The organism is Syntrophorhabdaceae bacterium (assembly GCA_036504895.1).
GTDB lineage: Bacteria > Desulfobacterota > Syntrophorhabdia > Syntrophorhabdales > Syntrophorhabdaceae > PNOM01.
In genome coordinates this window covers 1-16214 of record DASXUJ010000136.1, presented here as the reverse complement: position 1 = coordinate 16214, position 16214 = coordinate 1, and the positions used below count along the sequence as shown (strand labels likewise).

Below are 16214 nucleotides of genomic sequence, written 5' to 3'. Positions count from 1 at the left end.
CACAAAAGGCGTCCAGGCCTGGGTGCTGGTCTTCCTCTCCTTCGTCTGGATCGTCCTCTCATGGATAAACTTTCAGTCCTGCTGGTTCCGCCTGACCAAGGACCGGCTTTTTGTGAAACCCGGCTTTCCCTGGCCCAAAATCCACGACTTTCCCCTGGACACCATCAAGAGTGTCACTGTATACCAGCCGGTGCTCGGCAAGTTCCTCGACTTCGGCAAGATCCGCATTATCCGCACTGACGGGAACAAGAAGCTGTTCAAGATGATAGGCTCGCCCCACCTCCTCACCTCCGCCATCTATGACGCCAAGGCAGCCCTCGCACCGGAGCTTCCGCCCGAGACCATTGATTCCGACGAGATTGCACCACCCTCCCCTTCCCCTTAAGCTTTATAAATAAAAGGCCCGCCATTTTTCCCTTGACACCTTAGCCTTACCGTCTTAAAATCACTTGATTCAGTTTTTTGTTAAAACGCTCACTAGAAGGAGTAGACAGGATCATGGAAGACGACCCTGGCGGTCATCAGTGGTTTGAGCTGAGCAGTTTTTCAACCCCGTTGCAGGATTCACGGCCCCTGTAATTCTTCATCGGCCTTCCCGCTTCGGGCGCGAGCTCTCGGGGCGGATCAGGCCACGTAATAGCTTCAAACAAACGTAAAGCGGCTCACATAGCAGCGAACCGAATTTTTGGAGAGGGACGGTTATGTATTGGCTCAGCAAGACCATACACCGCATGAGACGGTTCCGCGTCCGCTTGGTCCTCCTTTTGACCATTCTCGGACCCGGCATCATTACCATGATTGCGGACAATGACGCGGGAGGTATCTCTACCTACGCGGTCACGGGATCGAAGTACGGCTTCAATCTTCTCTGGGCATTCTTCATCCTCGTGCCCATGGCCTACTATATACAGGAGATGACGGTGCGGCTCGGCGCGGTCACGAAAAGGGGTCATGCAGAGGCCATATTCGACGGCTTCGGGCCCGTCTGGGGTTGGTTTTCCATTATCGATCTCGCCATCGTCAACTGGCTCACCCTTGTGACCGAGTATATAGGAATGACAGCCGCCATGAGCATCTTCGGCGTGCCTCCGTGGATCACCTTTGCCGGAGTCACTCTCATACTCATGGCGGTGGTGATTTCGGGACAATACTGGACTTTCGAAAAGGTTACCCTCCTTTTTTGCGGATTTAATTTCGTATATATACCGGCGGCATTCTGGGCCATGAAGAGTGGAAATGCCCCAGCCTGGTCAGAAGTATTCAAGGGCTTCTATAGCCCCTCATTCCCCAAAGGGCTCACCACGGACCTGCTATTCATCATCATGGCCAATATCGGGACCACCATCACTCCGTGGCAGATATTCTTCCAGCAAAGCGCCGTCGTAGACAAGGGGCTGGACATCAAGGATGTGAAATACGGAAAGATCGATACCTTTGCCGGCGCCTTCTTCACCTGTCTCGTGGCGGTTTTCATCATTATCACCACCGGCGCCGCTTTCTTCTACCACCATCCGCCCATAGGGGTGGAAGATGCGCAGCAGACTGCGGAGGCTCTCGTGCCGCTTTTACCCCTGGGCAAGGGGATGTGGGCACGTGCGCTATTTGCCATAGGACTCTTCGATGCGGGGTTCCTCGGGGCGCTTTGTATCTCCCTTTCCACTTCGTGGGCGGTGGGCGAGGTCTTCGGCTGGGCTCACTCCCTTAATAAGGGCGTAAAGGACGCACCCTGGTTCTACGTGGTTTACTTTTTTTGCCTTGCATCGGCCGGCGCGGTAGTTCTCATTCCGGGCGCGCCTCTTATTACTATTACCATGTTCGTTCAGGTGGTCGCAGTGACCCTGTTGCCCGCGGCACTCATGTTTCTCATCTTGCTACTCAATGACGAAGATTTGATGGGAGAGCACAGGAATACGCGATGGCAGAACATCGCAAACTGGAGCATAACTGCCTTCGTGATCATCATGTCTTCGGTATATGGCATTTCGGTTCTTTTTCCCGGACTCTTCGGACAAGGATAGGAGGTTGGCATGGACATTCCCAACGCGTGGCAAGGAAAGACAGGAAACCGGATGCAGGACTTCGAATTCATCTGGTTTTCCGAATTGCTGGGGAAACCCGTATATGCAGGCTCCACGGAGCACCGCATAGAGAAGCTCGCCGACCTCGTCTTTCACCTCACCGAACCCCATCCTTTGGCGGTAGGCATTTATCTCGAACACGGGTGGGGGAAACCGACGGAATTCATCCCGTGGGACCGGGTGATCGAGCTGAGCAAAAAACAGATCCTCGTGAAGCCGCCCGAGGAAGGGGACGCCTATCCGCCCTTTCTCGACCAGCCGGGATGGGTCCTTCTGAACGAGCACCTCATGGGACGGACCATCCTCGATACGGACGGCAGAAAAGTGGAAGTGGTGAACGATGTCCATCTCCTCTGCTCCAAGGCGCGGATGATCATCGTCCACGTGGATGCCTCCTTCAACGGCTTCTTCAGAAAATGGGGACTCGGTAAGATCCATTGGGTCAAGGATCGCCTCATCCCCTGGAAATTCGTGCAGCCTTTCTCGCTGGAAGATGCGGTGGCCACGGATGCGGTCTCCCTCTCGGTAAAGCGGGAGCAGGCGGTGGAGTTGCCCGGTGAGGACCTGGCCGACGTGCTTGAAATGCTCTCGGGGGAGGAGCAGGAGGCATTCTTTTCGGCCCTGGACACGGAAAAGGCGGCGGAGACGCTCTCCCACGCGGAGCCGAGGGCAAAGCGGCAACTGGTGGCCAACTTGAGGAGAGAGCGGGCCCAGACCATCATGACGGAGCTCTCGATGGCCCAGCTTGCCGACCTCTTTTCCGTACTTCCCCATGAAGAGAGGGTGAAGCTTCTGGCGCTGCTGCCCGAGGAGAAAGCGGAGAAACTGACCAGGATCCTCTCCGAAAGAGAGGTTACTGCGCCGGAGCTTATGTCCTCGGACTATGTCACCTTCCCCGAGGAAACCACCGCCTTCGAGGCGATTCGCCACATCCGGGCATTGAGACCCGAATCGCAGGCTATCTCCTACGTCTACGTGGTGACCGAGGGAAATGTGCTCACAGGGGTGGTGGACCTCCGTGACCTGGTGCTGGCGGAGGATTACACCCATCTTGAAGAGCTGATGGCCCCTTCGGTGGTGGCCGCCGAAGCCGACGACACCCGGGAAGACCTCATGGAGCTTTTTGACAAATACCATTACAGGACAATACCCGTGGTCGACACGGGGGACCACCTGCTGGGCGTGATCCACCATAGCGATATCATGCACGGCATCGGATAGTGGGGTCTCTCCGATGAGCCGGACTCAAGATTTCAAAGGGAGGTAAAAGATGCCGAGAATAAAGACAACCCGAATGGCGAAGGCAGCCCTCTTCTTCCTTCAGTTCTATCTCCTTTTTCTCATCGTCCTGATCATGGTGAAGTTCGTGAAAAGCGCCTTTTAGGCAGGAGCGAGAGGGAAAAATGGTCTCTGTAAGAGATGCCATAAGGCAAAGACGATCGATCAGAAAATTCAGACCCGACCCCGTGCCGCAAGCCTGCGTCGACGCTCTTCTCGAGGCGGCGAGACAGGCGCCTTCGGGGTGCAATGCCCAGCCGTGGCGGTTCAAGACGGTCATCGATGAAGAAACGCGTCAGGGCCTTTCGCGGGCGGCTTTCGGCCAGTCCTTCATCGCGGAGGCGCCCCTTGTAATCGTCTGCTGTGCTGATGTGCAGGGTTATCTCGACGGGACCGTCTCGGGCACCCAGGACCTGGGCAAAATAGGCGCCATCGAGGAGCGCGTCGTGGAGATCATCCTCAAGAGGTCCGAAGGGCAAAGAAGGATGAGCGTCGACGAGCTCGGCCCCACCCTGGCGCTCAATGTAGCGATCGCCGTGGAGCACATGGTGCTGACCGCGGCGGAACTCGGCCTCGGGACGTGCTGGGTGAGGCTTATAGATCAGGAAAAGATCAAGGAGATCTTCGGCTGGGGCGAAACCGTCTATGTGGTTGCCCTCCTTCCCGTAGGGTATGCCGATGAATCCCCTGAGGCCCGTAAACGAAGGGATGTAAAAGAGATCCTTGTAGACTGATCCGGACCCTCCCGGAAAATCTTTTCAATACAATTTTCCGCTCACCATTCTGAGGCCCATGCCCACGAAGGTGGCGATCTGCTCGCTCCCGAAGATGCCGCCCCCCATGGTCAGGTCGACCTGAACGCTGTCGCTCACAACGTGGCGGAAACCGGCCTGGTACGCGCCCCCGGTCCTGCCCGCATAGGGATCGTTATAGAATACCTCGAGGACCGCGTGGAGTCCCCGTACCATATGGATCTGGGTGCCCAGACCCCAGGTGGCCACAGCTGCAGGATTGGTCGTTGAGATGCCCAGGTTGGCATGGATGAGGACCTTCTCGTTGTCGAAGAGGGATTCCGTTGCCGCGAGATAGGCAAATTCACTCCATTTCTCCGGCCTGAAAGCACCCTTTCCCCAGGAAGGGGTGCCACCCAGGGCTATCGCGACGCCGGGATAGCTGTTCTTCTTTGCCTCCCAGAAAAGATATTTGAACTGCATAAGGGGCCCTGCGACGGCATAGCTCCTGTTCGATTCCTTGTCGAGGGCGAAGCCATGGGTAAAGCCTATGGTGACCTCCGATCGTGCGGTAGGTCCGAAGGCGAAGAGGTTCAGGTTCGTGAAATTATCCTGATCGTATCGCACCGACGTTTCGATCTGGGCCTGGTGGTCTCCTACGACACGGGCGTCATCCGTCACAAAAGGCCGCACCGCCAGGGCGGGCCCAGGCAGAAGTGCAAGGCCGGCACAAAAAACCATCCCGAGAAAACAGATTTTACCCATCTCAATTACCTTTTCAGGAAGCGTCATTCTTGTCACCCTCCGTACCGGCCCGACAAGCTCCGGCATGTGCGACGCCGCCCCGTGTTATTTGTCGAGTCCGTTACATGGCCTATATATCTATTTCCAACCCGTCCCAGGTAGCGACGGTCTCGGAAAATACCTTTCGCGCCAAGACCCCGGCCTCCTCCCTCTCCTCCAATGTCCCGTATGCCTTTGCCTCGAAATGGACGAGGGCAAGCCTTTTCGCTCCCCCCTCCCTGGCGATCCGTGCCGCCGATTCAGGATTCAGATGTGGCCAGTCGTCGTTTTCCTGCCCCGACTTATACGCACATTCGGTAATAAGGAGGTCCGCGCCCTTTGCGAGCTCCACCGCGGCAGCGCAATAGCCTGTATCGCCGATATAGGCGAGGACCTTTCCGTCGATTTCGAACCGGTAGCCAAGGGTGGGGACCGAATGAACCAGAGGCAGGCTCGTCACCCTGAAGGGAAGAACCTCCCGGTCCCGGGGAAGCTCCACGAATGTGACCGGTGAATTGAAATCTTTGAGGGGCGTCGTGAAGGGTGCATCGAGGAAGCCGCCGAGAATGGAGGCCAGCCCCTCCTGACCGCACAGGTAGAGCCCCCGCGGAAAGGTGAAAGCGCTCGCCACGTGGAGGCCCACGATATGGTCGAGATGAAGGTGGCTCAGAAAGATATAGACGGGCTTGTCGCGGGCCACGGCCTCATCGAGCTTTGCAATTCCAAAGCCCGCATCGAGGACAAGGAGGGCGGAGGCCGTCTCCACCGCAACGGAAACCGTATTGCCTGTTCCCGTATCATACCACCCGTTCGTGCCCAAAAAAGTAACCTTCATTCACTTCTCCCCGAGTCGGCTGATCCGTCTCATGTCCCTGATTGTCGTTTTCGAGACTGAAGCATCCATTGTAACAGATTTTCCCCGGGGAAGGAATATACCCGGCTGAAATTACTCCCCTGTTGTGGTCGACGGACTGCAAGGGTCGACAGAGAATTGCAGTCAAAGGCCCTCAATGTATGGTATATTTTGAAAACGAAAAAGTCCCGACCCTTTTCGGGGCATTTACCCCTTAAGGGCGATACCCACTGCTGCTTCTCATGGAGGCGCCGTTCATGCCGGCGGTCTTCGTTATTATCAGGGAGAGACCGCCATGAAAATGATAAAGACAATTGTCACCGCTCTTCTGATCGGATATATATTCCTCTTGCCGGGTAATGCGGCATGGGCCCTTGAAAGGATGGTATAGAATGGCTACAATGAAGGCCGTAAAACCGGTCCCCCACCGGCATCTCCCCAAGGGGGTTACGATCCTCTACGAAGATGCGGAAGTACTCGTCGTGGACAAATCTTCCGGGCTGCTCACGGTAAAAGCGAATTACGAGAAAGAACAGACCGCCCACCAGATCCTGACTACCTATATCAGGAGAGGCAACGCCCGGTCCAGGAAGCAGCTTTTCGTGGTTCACCGCCTTGACCGGGAGACCTCGGGCGTCCTCGTCTTTGCGAAAACCTTCACTGCCCTTGAGCACCTCAAACGGCAATGGAGAGGCGTCACAAAGAGATATCTGGCCGTGGTGCACGGGGTCATGGCAGAAAAGAGCGGCACCATCACCTCCTATCTCGCGGAAAACGATGAATATGAAGTCGCCTCCGTTCAAGACCCTGCGAAGGGGAAACTCGCCATGACCGCGTACCGGGTCCTCAAGGAGACCCCGAAAAGGAGCCTCCTTGAAATAGAACTCATTACAGGAAAGAAAAACCAGATCAGGGTCCACCTGTCGGAAAAGGGCCACCCCATCGTGAATGATAATAAATATGGGAAAAAAGAAAACGCCTGGGGACCCCTGGCCCTCCATTCCCGGTCCCTGGCCTTCAACCATCCCGTAACGGGCGAAAGGATGACCTTCGAAGCCGCGCTCCCCTCCTTTTTCGAAAGCCTCTTCCCGGCGAAAAAACTGCAGGAAGGAATCTAAAACTTCTTATCCCCCATCGGCAGAAAACGGCAAGGCCGGAATTGGGCCTTATGTCATAAGGAACCGATCATGAGGCGGGGCCGCTCTGTCGATACCGGTCCATCCTGAAATACTGGAGCAGGTCATGGAACGGTCGCGTTTCCAGGGGATCTTGCACCATGCCGAAAAGATGGGTGGGGCAGGCGCAGTCGGTGGAACCGAAGTCTCTTACCGACCAATCAGCGAGAGCGGACACGGCAGCCGCAATCTCGCATTCGAGACGTATTGAGGCCCGAATAGCGAGTATGGCCCGTACGTCGGAGACTGCCCGCAAGGCGTCGATATGCCAGTGATGCCGTTTTCTCAGCCTCCCGTGCCTCTCCATGCGCTTTCCGAGGTTGGCCATGGCGGAGCCCACATAGATATAATAACCCGCCCGGAAAGACATGGAGCCGAGGCTCCCCACGGAGACGACCGTCTCCTCCCTGAGGCGGAGGATCAGGAGATAACTTCCCCGGTCGCGCGCCTCTTCCTCGATATAGTCCCATGGGATATGGAGAAGCTTCACCTCCCCGTCGAGGGTGAGCTCCCTGCCCCAGCCGAGGGCAAGGGGGATCACGGGGACCCGGTCCCGCACGCTGAGAAAGGCCCGTGCAAATGCAGGGTCCGTGTGGAAATCGGGCATGAAGATATCCGCATCGGGCCAGTGGACCATGAAAAGCACGGCCGTCCCCACCCCCTCTTCTGACAGGGCTTTCAGCTCCCCGAGATGTCGGGCGCCGCGGGCCGTGATTGCATCGGGGAACATGGCGACTCTTTTACCGAAAAGGGTAACCGACTTCACTTCCAGATAAATGCTTCTCCCTTCATGGTCGAGGAGAAAATCAAACCTGCTGTGCCCCAGGGGGACCTCCGCCCGGAGGATCCGCGCTTTTTCGAAACCGGGTAATTTGCCTGCTTCGATAATATAACGGGCCGCATCGTTCGTGCGATGGGTGTGGAGCATGATCAGCCGGCGGTCGCGCTCCACCGCAACCACCGTGTAGGAGGTCTTTCTCTCCTCATGGGTCTCGGCGGCTATAAGATAGAGAGTGGAACCGGGCAACAGGAGCTCGAGGAGCCTTCCCGGATTGGGGAGGAATGCGCGGATCAGGGCGCCCCCATATTCGCAGATCACGAGAAACCGGTTCGGACGGCTCATGAAGCGTGCGGGGAAAACTTTTTCGAAGGGTCTGAAGCGGATCATCCGGTCATTCTCTCCCCATTACCGCATCGCCATTGTCTCCGGCAGATAGGGCCGCGCCTATGACAGGTCCTGCCTTCGGTCGAGCCTGATGCAGCTCCCCTTATGCCGTTTTGCGTAACTTTTCATCTCGGAAGCAATTTCAGTAAGCTCGCCGTAGTGAGAGAAGGACCCCTGCCTGTTGTGGGCAATGCCTATGGAAATGGTGATCACGCTGAAACTCTTCGCCTTCCCCTGCCTGTCGGAAGAACGGATAAAAGCCCTCTGCCTGTCAATTATATCATAAAATGTGGGCACGATCCGGTCAAAGGCGCTGACGATCTCGAGGGCGGCCTCCTCCACCAGGGGAAGATCCATAATGAAGACATAATCATCGCCCCCTATATGTCCCACGAAACTGCCCTTCGGCTGCTTGCCCTTTACCGTATTCGTGATCAGCCTGCCCGTCATCTTGAGCACCTCATCGCCGCGGCTGAAGCCGTAGTAGTCGTTGAAAGGTTTGAAATGGTCGAGATCCGCATAGGCGAGGGCGAATTTGGTATCCCTGTCGAGCCTCGACTGAATCTGTTTATTTATTGCAATATTACCGGGAAGGCGGGTAAGGGGGTTGATCTCCACCACCCTCTCGGACCTCAGGATGGAGAGCTCCACCCTCGGGGCCAGCTCCTCTTTGATGGCCGATTTCAGGAGAAAATCCTCAATCACTATCTTTTCCCAAAGCCCACAGAGAGGCCCCCCGTCTGCCAGGAGGGCGAGGACGGGCAACTGCCTGAACACGGGGTCTTCTTTGAGGTTATTGAGGGTCTCGAAGGCGGGCTGATCGTCGGGATCGATGTCGACCACCATGAGATCGGGCATGGAATTATAGATGTAATCGAGGGCGGATTGCATGTTCCTGAAGACCACGGTCCTGTAAAGTCCCTGCAGTATCTGATCCACGATACTGATGATAACCATGTCCTGGGAGATAAAGACGATTGTTTTCATAGATCCGGGTTATTGAAAAAGGTCCGCCGACGCCTCCATGCCGTCTTCCGTCTCCTTAAGGATTTCCCTGATATCGTGATCGGAAAGGTCGAGGAGTCGCCATGCCGCCGTGTTTACCGCAGGAACCAGAGGATCGCCCGCAAAACCCAGGCCGCGGGTACGTATGAGGATATCGGAGAAATGGACGATGGCTGTGTCCATAGCCGTGCTGCGCGACACGCCGGGTCTGTGGTGGTTCCCGATCACATCGACGAGATTTGAGGGAAAACTCCACTTCCGGGTCATCCATATTGCCACGTCCGCGTGGGTCACGCCGATAAGCTCTTTTTCCGCCTCATAGATCAGAATGCCCTTGCTCTGGGCTTCGCTCATGATCGCATTGTACTGGTCCTGATATTGAAGGATAAGGATCACCTTCCCCAGGTCATGGAGCAGGGCCGCGATCGAGACATCTTCGAATTCCTTGACGCCCTTCTTCTTCGCCAGGACCCTCGCTGCCACCGAGCACCCCAGGGAATGCTCCCATAAGCCTATCATGGCCTTTTGCATCAGGTCAAAAACCGAGATGCCGAGAAGGAGTCCCTTGACCACGTTGAGCCCCAGGAGCACCACGCCTTGTGAGACGGAAGATATTCTGCCCGGAAACCCGTAGACGGGCGAATTGACCATCTTCAGGATCTTAAGGGTAAGGGCGGGGTCATTCGACACGAACCGGGAGATCTCCTTGAGCGATGTCTTCGGATCCTCGATCACACCGAGAATCTGCTTGAGCATACTCGGAATGGTCGGCAGGGCGTGAAGGTTCTCGACTTTCCGCCGCAGTTCGGCGGGATCGATATTATCCATAAAGCCCCTCCAGGTGCTCACGGACCAGTCTTTTGATCGTCTCCATATGGGGGGCCCTCTCCACCTTTTCGAAGCGTCTGTTCAAATCGGCGATGACCTGGTCCATGGAGGCGGAATCTGCGGGCTCCCCTTTTATAGAGGCATATTCCACGTCCATATCCCGCATCTTTCGTATCATGGAGTGGGTCAGCACGGCGCCTTCAGGCAACATCACCACGCCGTTCGTATTCGTGACGGGTTTCGCCAGCACCATCCCCTCCTGAAGGGCGTCCAGCGTCATTCTCGGCATGTCAGGACCTCCTCGATTCTTTTAGAAACAAACAACCACCCGCTTTCCGGTCAATCAGCGGCCACTGACATTACCCTGCCCTGTTTTCGCGGTCGGCGCCGGGCCCGCAGCCGGGCCGGCGGCCCCTGTCGGTGCTGTGGGTCTCGGACCGGAGGCCGCGCTCACCGTCGGTTGCCCGCTCGCCACCGCCTTCGGCTCGGGTTTCTCGATAATGATCTCGATCCTGCGGTTCGACGCCCTCTGCTCCGCCGTGCTGTTATCCATAAGGGGCCTGTATTCCGCGTATCCCGCGGCAGAGATCAGCTCCGGAGGAAAATCTCCCAATTCTATGACATAGCGCACCACTTCCGTGGCCCTACGCACCGAAAGCTCCCAATTCGATTTGAAATCGTGGGTACTGATGGGCACATTGTCCGTGTGGCCTTCTATGCGGACCTCCCTTGCCACTTTCTTGAGAATGGGGATGATCTTGTTGATCGTATCCTTGGCCCTGGGCTTCAGGTCCGCCTTGCCCTCATCGAAGAAGGCCTTGTCGAGCGCCCTGACCACGATGCCCCTCTCGTCCACGAATATCGTGAAATTCTTCTTCATCTCATCGAGAGACATGACGCTCTTTATTTCTTCCTGGAGCTGCTTCATGATCTCCTCATTGAGGGCTTGGGAATTCGGCGGGCTTGCCGCAGCCGAAGCCTCCGCCTGAGCATTCGCACTCGCACTCGGATGGTTCAGCATGGCTGTTCCGCCAGTGAATATGGCCTTCAGATACGAGGAAACCTCCTGATACCTCTGGGCATCCTGCTTGGAGAGGGTATACATCATGATAAAAAAAGCGAGAAGCAGGGTGATAAGGTCGGCGTAGGTAAGGAGCCACCTCTCGTGGTTTTCCTGCTCTTCCGGTTTTTTCTTCCTCCTCATAGGTCTTCGCCTTTTCTCTTATTCGGGAGGAGAAAAGAGAGGAGTTTCATCTTTATGACCCTGGGGTTATCCCCCATGGCCAGGGATATGACCCCTTCGCTGATAATTTCGAGATAAAGGGCCTCATCCTGGTGCTTTACCCGGAGCTTGTCCGCGATGGGCAGGTAGATGAGGTTCGCCAGGGCTACGCCCCAGAGGGTGGCGATAAAGGCGCTTGCAATGGATGCCGCCATGTTGGCGCTGTTTTCGAGCTTCGACAGGGCGTGGATCAGCCCGAGGACGGTACCGATAATGCCAAGGGTCGGAGAAAACCCCCCGAGCTTCTGAAAGAACGTGGAGCCCACCTTATGGCGCTCCTCGATATATGACACTTCGATCTCCAGGATCTCCCTGATTTTGTTGGTCTCAAACCCATCTACGGCGAGCTGGATCGCCTTTTTCAGGAAGGTGTCCTTTACACCGCTCAGTTCCTTTTCGAGACTCAGGAGGCCGTTTTTCCTCGATTTCTGCGCCAGATCGTAAATCGTATCGATCAGGTCCTGGGGGTTCAGCTTCTTTTCAAAAAGTATCACCTTCATAAGCTTGGGAAGGGTGATGAGCTGCGCATAAGACGTGGTGATCACCGCCGCGCCGAAGGTGCCGAAGATAACGAGGATCATGGCAGGGCCCTGAAACAGGGCGCCGAGATGGCCCCCTTCCATGAGAAAAGAAACAAGCACCGCGCCTATACCGATGACCAGTCCGAAAATTGTCGTCAAGTCCATATCAGCTATCCAGTCCCTTGTCAGATCTGAGTTTTTCTCTCTCTTTCGTAAACACGTAATTGATCAGCACATCGCGGTCCGCGTCATTCATCATGAGGAATTTTACCGCAACGTGCCATTCTTCCATCTCCGTCGGGGAAGATGACTCCACCCGCACGACCTCGCAAAGGGTGCATATCTTCGGGAATGGCGCGACAGGCAGGGAGAGTCTCAATTCAAGCCGCTCTCCCGACAGGAGCTTTTCATTCGAAACGAATTTCACACCCGAGCCGCTGATATTTATGCGGGTCGTAAGGAGTTTGTAAAGGACGTCCTGTTTTTCTTTCGTAAGGAGATCGAGCACCGCGTCGAGCTTTCGCTCGATGACCTTAAGGTAGGCATAAAGCTCCTTTTCCTCGGCCTTCTGCTGGGACATTACCTCATCAAGGAAGCGCATCTCGGAGGCTCTGTCGCTTACATAGGACGGGTTATACCGTATAATGCTCTCGAGCCTCTCGAACTCGCGATCATCCACGCGCCTGTAGTCTATGGTGAGCCGGTCGTCTATTCTGAAATATTCCCTTTGGTCGGGCTCGTGTGTCATTTCTCCCCCATCATGCCCGAGAAGGCTTCCGTGATATCAGGATCGAATTGAATTCCCGCGCATTTCTCTATCTCTTTCAGGGCCACTTCGATATCGAGGGCCGTTCTGTACGGGCGATTACTGGTCATGGCATCGAAGGCGTCACAGATGGAGATGATCCTCGCGCACTTGGGTATCTCCTCTCCGGGAAGCTCGTCCGGGTAGCCTTTCCCGTCATACCTTTCATGGTGGTGCCGTATGATCTTCGCCTCGCTCGAAAGGATCTCGAAGCGGTTGAGTATCTCCTCGCCGTAGACGGAATGGTCTTTCATCACGAGGTATTCTTCGTCCGTGAGGCTCCCGCATTTGAGGAGGATCGAGTCGGGCACCCCTATCTTTCCCAGGTCGTGGATCGGACCCACTACCCGGATGACGTCCTCTTCGTAATCGGATATGCCGAGCGTCCTGCCCAGTCTGAGGCTCGTCTCCGTCACCCTTTTACAGTGCCCCTCGGTATAGGAATCTCTCTTGGTAATTGCTTCGATAAGCGACGTGAGGGTGTGGAGGACGCTCTCGAAAAGGCTCTCATAGAGCATCCTGTTCTCGATCTGGGTCGAAGCTTTTTCCGCGATCAGCTTGAGGAAATAGATATCGGTCTCAGGAAAGGGGTGCTTCGATCCGTTCCCGTTCCCGTTCCCGTTGGCCATAATGAAGCCTATGCACTCCCCTTTGATGAGCAGCGGCAGATAAAGCCTGCTTCCGATGATGAAGGATTTCTTCGGGGATGTGATATCGCGCATATATTCGCCCGGCAGGACGACCCGTTTGTCGACGGTCACTTCGTCCTTGTCCCCGTTGTCCTTATAAAGGATCAGCTCCTTGTTCTCCTGGTCGGCGATATAATAGGCGCACGACCGCACCTCCATCACCTCGCCGATGATATGGATCATCTTTTCGTACACATCGTCGAAAATATTGAGTGAATTGAATTTGTTCGAGATGTGGTACATGGTGGTCAGCTCTTTGATCTTGTTCCGCAGCTCCCTGTTCAGGAGCTCGATCTTCTGACTGTCCTCTATGCTGTGGAGGATCGACTCCTTCTCGATAAGAAGCTCTCTCTCGCGCAGGACCCGCATCATGGAGAGCATGAGCTTGTCGAACTCGAAGGGCTTCATGAGGAAATCGGAGGCGCCCTTTTTCATGGCTTCCACCACGAAATTCGGGTCGTGGTGACCGGTAATCATTATTACCGCCACGGTGGGGTTTCTTACTTTTATAATATCGAGAAGGGCTATGCCGTTCACGTCGGGCAGCTTCACATCGAGGATCACGATCTCGATCTCCTCCGTGGCGAGTATGTCGGTCGCGGCCCTTCCCGTGGACGCGCTGTGGACCTTGCACCCGTTCATACTGAGGAAATCGGACAGTATTTCCACCACGTCCGCGCTGTCATCGACGAGCAGCACTTTTGAGCCTTCAATCATCGGGAAACCCTTTTGCAGATCATAGTCCTCCCAGCGGGCCTCATTCTATCAGGAACCTTCCCCTTCGTATCTTCTCGAGTTTGAGGATGTCGTTGATGATCCCTTCCGTATCGACCATCGGCTCGATCTCCTCCTGCTTCTCGCTCTCTTTCTTCTTATATTTCTCAAGCTCTTCATAAAAATAGGAGAGCTTCTCAAAAAGCCTCGCATTCACTTTCTTGAGCATGATCTTGTCACGGGCGTTCTTGACCACCACCCTCAGCTCCTCCATCCTGAAGGGCTTCACGATATAGTCGAAGGCGCCAAGTTTCACCGCCTCTATGGCCGTGTCGAGGGAGGCATACCCGGTGATGATAATGCACTCCGTGGTGCTGCCGTATTTCGCGATCCCCTTGAGCAGGTCCATGCCCGACATGAGGGGCATGTTGAGGTCGGTGATGATGAGGTCGTAAGGGCGCTTCCCGTACATGGCGAGAGCCTCTTTCCCGTTACCCGCCCCTTCGAGGAAATCTCCTTCGCCTTGCAGGTATTCGCCCAGGATCTCCCTCAGCTCGACATTGTCATCCACGATAAGGATGCGAAACCCGTCTTCTCTATTATTCATGATCCACCGGATTCTTTCTGCTAATCGCCACAATCTCCCCCTTCATGCAACAGCCACGGGCGCTCTCTCCCTGCTTCCGTTCTCCCTGGACCCGAGAATCCCGATCGTCCTCCCGCCCGATTCAAAGGGCACCATCCCGGACGGGAATCTCCTCTACGCTTTATCGGGCAGAAAAATGAAAAACTTAAGAAGGTTCCCGTTATTTTGTCTTGTCGAAAAAGACAGGCATTGGCGGGAAGGGGAATTGTGAGCCGTAGGTGCGCGCACCTTTCCGGGACTTGGAGAGCTTCTCCATCTCCTTGAGGACCTTGGCTCGTTCTTCCTTGAGTCTTTTCAGGACCTCATCCTCTTTGTGGAGCATCTCCAAAGCTTCATCCGGTTCAAGGGCGACGCGATGATTGATAAGGTCCATGCTGTAAGGTTCCCTCTCTTTGAGGCGCTCGATGAAGGTGCTCACATCCTTCTCGGGAAGCGCTTTTTCGGTGAGACAGACATGGGACTCTTTCAGATCTTCTATATCCATGGTTACCCTCTTCACTTTCTTATCGGCAGAAAAGCGACTATCTTAAGAGCGTCCTGTCTGCCGGGTGTCAAAAACCTGCCGGACCGCGCCCTTCCATCCCCTCCAATTTTGCTCCTTCAGCCCTTTTCCCGCCTTTCTTGCCCGATTGAGCTTCCCGCCCGCCGAGGCCCTTCACGTGTGCCCGTGCTTCAACATATCGTTGCATTCTTCATGCCATTCGGCGCGTGTTTCCCTGCCTTCCGGCCACGGTTGTGTAAGGCCGTTGAAAATTATATAATGATCATCGGAATGTCGAAAAAATCCCTCCATACCCATCGCGGGGGAACGGTGAATCTCACCGGTACCCTCCAGGCTGCGCTTGAAGCCTACGAGCGGGGCCATATCGAAGATGCACAGGCCCATGCGCGCACCGCCCTGAAGATTGACCCGGGAAACGGTGATGCGAACCACATCCTCGGGATTTGCGCGTACCGGCTGGGACAGCACCTCAGGGCAGCGGAATACTACCGATCGGCTTTGAGGGCGATCAAATCCCCTTTCATTTACAACAATCTCGGTGTTGCCCTTAAAGAGCTCGGCAAGGCGGAAGAGGCCGAGGCCGCGTACAGGCAGGCCCTCACGCTGAAGCCTGATTATGCGGAAGCCCATTGCAATCTGGGGAATGCGCTGAGAGATGGGGGCCGCGTGGATGAAGCCCTTTCAGCATATCGAAAAGCCCTGGAAATTAACCCTTCCAATCCCGTGACTCTCAATAATCTGGGGAATGCGCTGAGAGAGAAGGGTTCTGCCGAAGAGGCGATCGAAGTATATATGAGGGCCCTCCAGGTGAGGCCCGCTTCCGCCGACACCTATCGGAACCTCGGGATCGCGTTGAGGCAGTCGGGCAAGATCGATGAGGCAATCGCGGCGTACAGAAGGGCCCTCACGCTGAAGCCTGATTTTGCGGAGGTATATTATAATCTGGGGAATGCGTTGCGGGATAAGGAGCAGCTTAGCGAAGCAATGGGCGCATATACCCGGGCCCTCGAGCTGAGGCCCGATTACGCGGAGGCTCACTGCAATCTCGGCAATGCCCTTAAGGAGACGGGGGACATCGATCGGGCTCTCGACGAATATGGCCGGGCAATCGATGCGAACCCGGGTTTCGGTCAGGCCTACAACAATATGGCCAATGCCT

General features: G+C 55.5%; 18 protein-coding genes. 6 read left to right on the top strand and 12 right to left on the bottom strand.

What is annotated here, in order from left to right:
• From VGJ94_19415 to VGJ94_19400, 4 genes are all read left to right on the top strand, one after another.
• Positions 1–385 (top strand): PH domain-containing protein (locus VGJ94_19415; GenBank protein HEY3278790.1); only part of this gene is annotated, 385 nt, incomplete at its 5' end.
• Positions 386–701: 316 nt separating this feature from the next.
• Positions 702–2018: an Nramp family divalent metal transporter gene (locus VGJ94_19410; GenBank protein ID HEY3278789.1), complete on the top strand. Its 1317-nt coding sequence runs from the start codon at positions 702–704 to the stop codon at positions 2016–2018.
• Positions 2019–2027: 9 nt separating this feature from the next.
• Complete coding sequence (locus VGJ94_19405) at positions 2028–3299, top strand: CBS domain-containing protein (GenBank protein HEY3278788.1); 1272 nt, start codon at positions 2028–2030, stop codon at positions 3297–3299.
• A 182-nt stretch (positions 3300–3481) separates the two neighbouring features.
• Complete coding sequence (locus tag VGJ94_19400) at positions 3482–4090, top strand: nitroreductase family protein (protein HEY3278787.1); 609 nt, start codon at positions 3482–3484, stop codon at positions 4088–4090.
• Positions 4091–4114: 24 nt separating this feature from the next.
• Here VGJ94_19400 and VGJ94_19395 read toward each other — a convergent pair whose 3' ends face one another.
• Together VGJ94_19395 and VGJ94_19390 are read right to left on the bottom strand one after the other, a co-directional pair.
• Positions 4115–4879, bottom strand: coding sequence for a hypothetical protein (locus tag VGJ94_19395; protein ID HEY3278786.1), 765 nt, complete (start codon positions 4877–4879; stop codon positions 4115–4117).
• An 82-nt stretch (positions 4880–4961) separates the two neighbouring features.
• Positions 4962–5705 carry a ribonuclease Z gene (locus VGJ94_19390; GenBank protein ID HEY3278785.1) on the bottom strand — a complete coding sequence of 248 codons (744 nt, stop codon included), beginning with the start codon at positions 5703–5705 and terminating at the stop codon, positions 4962–4964.
• A 410-nt stretch (positions 5706–6115) separates the two neighbouring features.
• Between VGJ94_19390 and VGJ94_19385 the strand changes: the two genes are divergently transcribed.
• Entirely contained in the window at positions 6116–6841 is a 726-nt protein-coding gene (locus tag VGJ94_19385) for an RluA family pseudouridine synthase (protein ID HEY3278784.1), read from the top strand.
• Positions 6842–6908: 67 nt separating this feature from the next.
• Here the strand turns inward: VGJ94_19385 and sfsA are convergent, their stop codons facing one another.
• The 10 genes from sfsA to VGJ94_19335 all read right to left on the bottom strand — a co-directional run bounded on the left by sfsA (position 6909) and on the right by VGJ94_19335 (position 15037).
• Positions 6909–8066: a DNA/RNA nuclease SfsA gene (sfsA, locus tag VGJ94_19380; protein ID HEY3278783.1), complete on the bottom strand. Its 1158-nt coding sequence runs from the start codon at positions 8064–8066 to the stop codon at positions 6909–6911.
• Positions 8067–8123: 57 nt separating this feature from the next.
• On the bottom strand, positions 8124–9050 hold the full coding sequence (locus tag VGJ94_19375; protein ID HEY3278782.1) for a diguanylate cyclase: 927 nt from the start codon (positions 9048–9050) through the stop codon (positions 8124–8126).
• A gap of 9 nt (positions 9051–9059) precedes the next feature.
• Entirely contained in the window at positions 9060–9896 is an 837-nt protein-coding gene (locus VGJ94_19370; protein HEY3278781.1) for an HDOD domain-containing protein, read from the bottom strand.
• Positions 9889–10185: a hypothetical protein gene (locus VGJ94_19365; GenBank protein HEY3278780.1), complete on the bottom strand. Its 297-nt coding sequence runs from the start codon at positions 10183–10185 to the stop codon at positions 9889–9891. Before VGJ94_19365 ends, VGJ94_19370 begins: the two co-directional genes overlap by 8 nt.
• A gap of 54 nt (positions 10186–10239) precedes the next feature.
• Positions 10240–11100, bottom strand: coding sequence for a flagellar motor protein MotB (locus VGJ94_19360; protein ID HEY3278779.1), 861 nt, complete (start codon positions 11098–11100; stop codon positions 10240–10242).
• On the bottom strand, positions 11097–11864 hold the full coding sequence (locus tag VGJ94_19355; protein ID HEY3278778.1) for a flagellar motor protein: 768 nt from the start codon (positions 11862–11864) through the stop codon (positions 11097–11099). Before VGJ94_19355 ends, VGJ94_19360 begins: the two co-directional genes overlap by 4 nt.
• A 1-nt stretch (position 11865) precedes the next feature.
• Positions 11866–12447: a PilZ domain-containing protein gene (locus VGJ94_19350; GenBank protein ID HEY3278777.1), complete on the bottom strand. Its 582-nt coding sequence runs from the start codon at positions 12445–12447 to the stop codon at positions 11866–11868.
• Complete coding sequence (locus tag VGJ94_19345; GenBank protein HEY3278776.1) at positions 12444–13910, bottom strand: HD domain-containing phosphohydrolase; 1467 nt, start codon at positions 13908–13910, stop codon at positions 12444–12446. Before VGJ94_19345 ends, VGJ94_19350 begins: the two co-directional genes overlap by 4 nt.
• Before the next feature lie 40 nt (positions 13911–13950).
• Positions 13951–14514: a response regulator gene (locus VGJ94_19340; GenBank protein ID HEY3278775.1), complete on the bottom strand. Its 564-nt coding sequence runs from the start codon at positions 14512–14514 to the stop codon at positions 13951–13953.
• 199 nt (positions 14515–14713) lie between these two features.
• On the bottom strand, positions 14714–15037 hold the full coding sequence (locus tag VGJ94_19335) for a hypothetical protein (GenBank protein ID HEY3278774.1): 324 nt from the start codon (positions 15035–15037) through the stop codon (positions 14714–14716).
• Between the two features lie 288 nt (positions 15038–15325).
• On the opposite strand from VGJ94_19335, the gene VGJ94_19330 reads away from it, so the two are divergent.
• A partial coding sequence (locus tag VGJ94_19330) for a tetratricopeptide repeat protein (GenBank protein ID HEY3278773.1) occupies positions 15326–16214 on the top strand: 889 nt, incomplete at its 3' end.

What these genes read in the sequence shown, in the direction of transcription:
- VGJ94_19385 (HEY3278784.1), top strand. Translation starts at nt 6,116, where the DNA reads ATGGCTACAATGAAGGCCGTAAAACCGGTCCCCCACCGGCATCTCCCC.
- VGJ94_19355 (HEY3278778.1), bottom strand. Translation starts at nt 11,864, where the DNA reads ATGGACTTGACGACAATTTTCGGACTGGTCATCGGTATAGGCGCGGTG.
- VGJ94_19360 (HEY3278779.1), bottom strand. Translation starts at nt 11,100, where the DNA reads ATGAGGAGGAAGAAAAAACCGGAAGAGCAGGAAAACCACGAGAGGTGG.
- VGJ94_19395 (HEY3278786.1), bottom strand. Translation starts at nt 4,879, where the DNA reads ATGACGCTTCCTGAAAAGGTAATTGAGATGGGTAAAATCTGTTTTCTC.
- VGJ94_19370 (HEY3278781.1), bottom strand. Translation starts at nt 9,896, where the DNA reads ATGGATAATATCGATCCCGCCGAACTGCGGCGGAAAGTCGAGAACCTT.
- VGJ94_19335 (HEY3278774.1), bottom strand. Translation starts at nt 15,037, where the DNA reads ATGGATATAGAAGATCTGAAAGAGTCCCATGTCTGTCTCACCGAAAAA.
- VGJ94_19345 (HEY3278776.1), bottom strand. Translation starts at nt 13,910, where the DNA reads ATGATTGAAGGCTCAAAAGTGCTGCTCGTCGATGACAGCGCGGACGTG.
- VGJ94_19400 (HEY3278787.1), top strand. Translation starts at nt 3,482, where the DNA reads ATGGTCTCTGTAAGAGATGCCATAAGGCAAAGACGATCGATCAGAAAA.
- VGJ94_19340 (HEY3278775.1), bottom strand. Translation starts at nt 14,514, where the DNA reads ATGAATAATAGAGAAGACGGGTTTCGCATCCTTATCGTGGATGACAAT.
- VGJ94_19390 (HEY3278785.1), bottom strand. Translation starts at nt 5,705, where the DNA reads ATGAAGGTTACTTTTTTGGGCACGAACGGGTGGTATGATACGGGAACA.
- VGJ94_19410 (HEY3278789.1), top strand. Translation starts at nt 702, where the DNA reads ATGTATTGGCTCAGCAAGACCATACACCGCATGAGACGGTTCCGCGTC.
- VGJ94_19350 (HEY3278777.1), bottom strand. Translation starts at nt 12,447, where the DNA reads ATGACACACGAGCCCGACCAAAGGGAATATTTCAGAATAGACGACCGG.
- sfsA (HEY3278783.1), bottom strand. Translation starts at nt 8,066, where the DNA reads ATGATCCGCTTCAGACCCTTCGAAAAAGTTTTCCCCGCACGCTTCATG.
- VGJ94_19405 (HEY3278788.1), top strand. Translation starts at nt 2,028, where the DNA reads ATGGACATTCCCAACGCGTGGCAAGGAAAGACAGGAAACCGGATGCAG.
- VGJ94_19365 (HEY3278780.1), bottom strand. Translation starts at nt 10,185, where the DNA reads ATGCCGAGAATGACGCTGGACGCCCTTCAGGAGGGGATGGTGCTGGCG.
- VGJ94_19375 (HEY3278782.1), bottom strand. Translation starts at nt 9,050, where the DNA reads ATGAAAACAATCGTCTTTATCTCCCAGGACATGGTTATCATCAGTATC.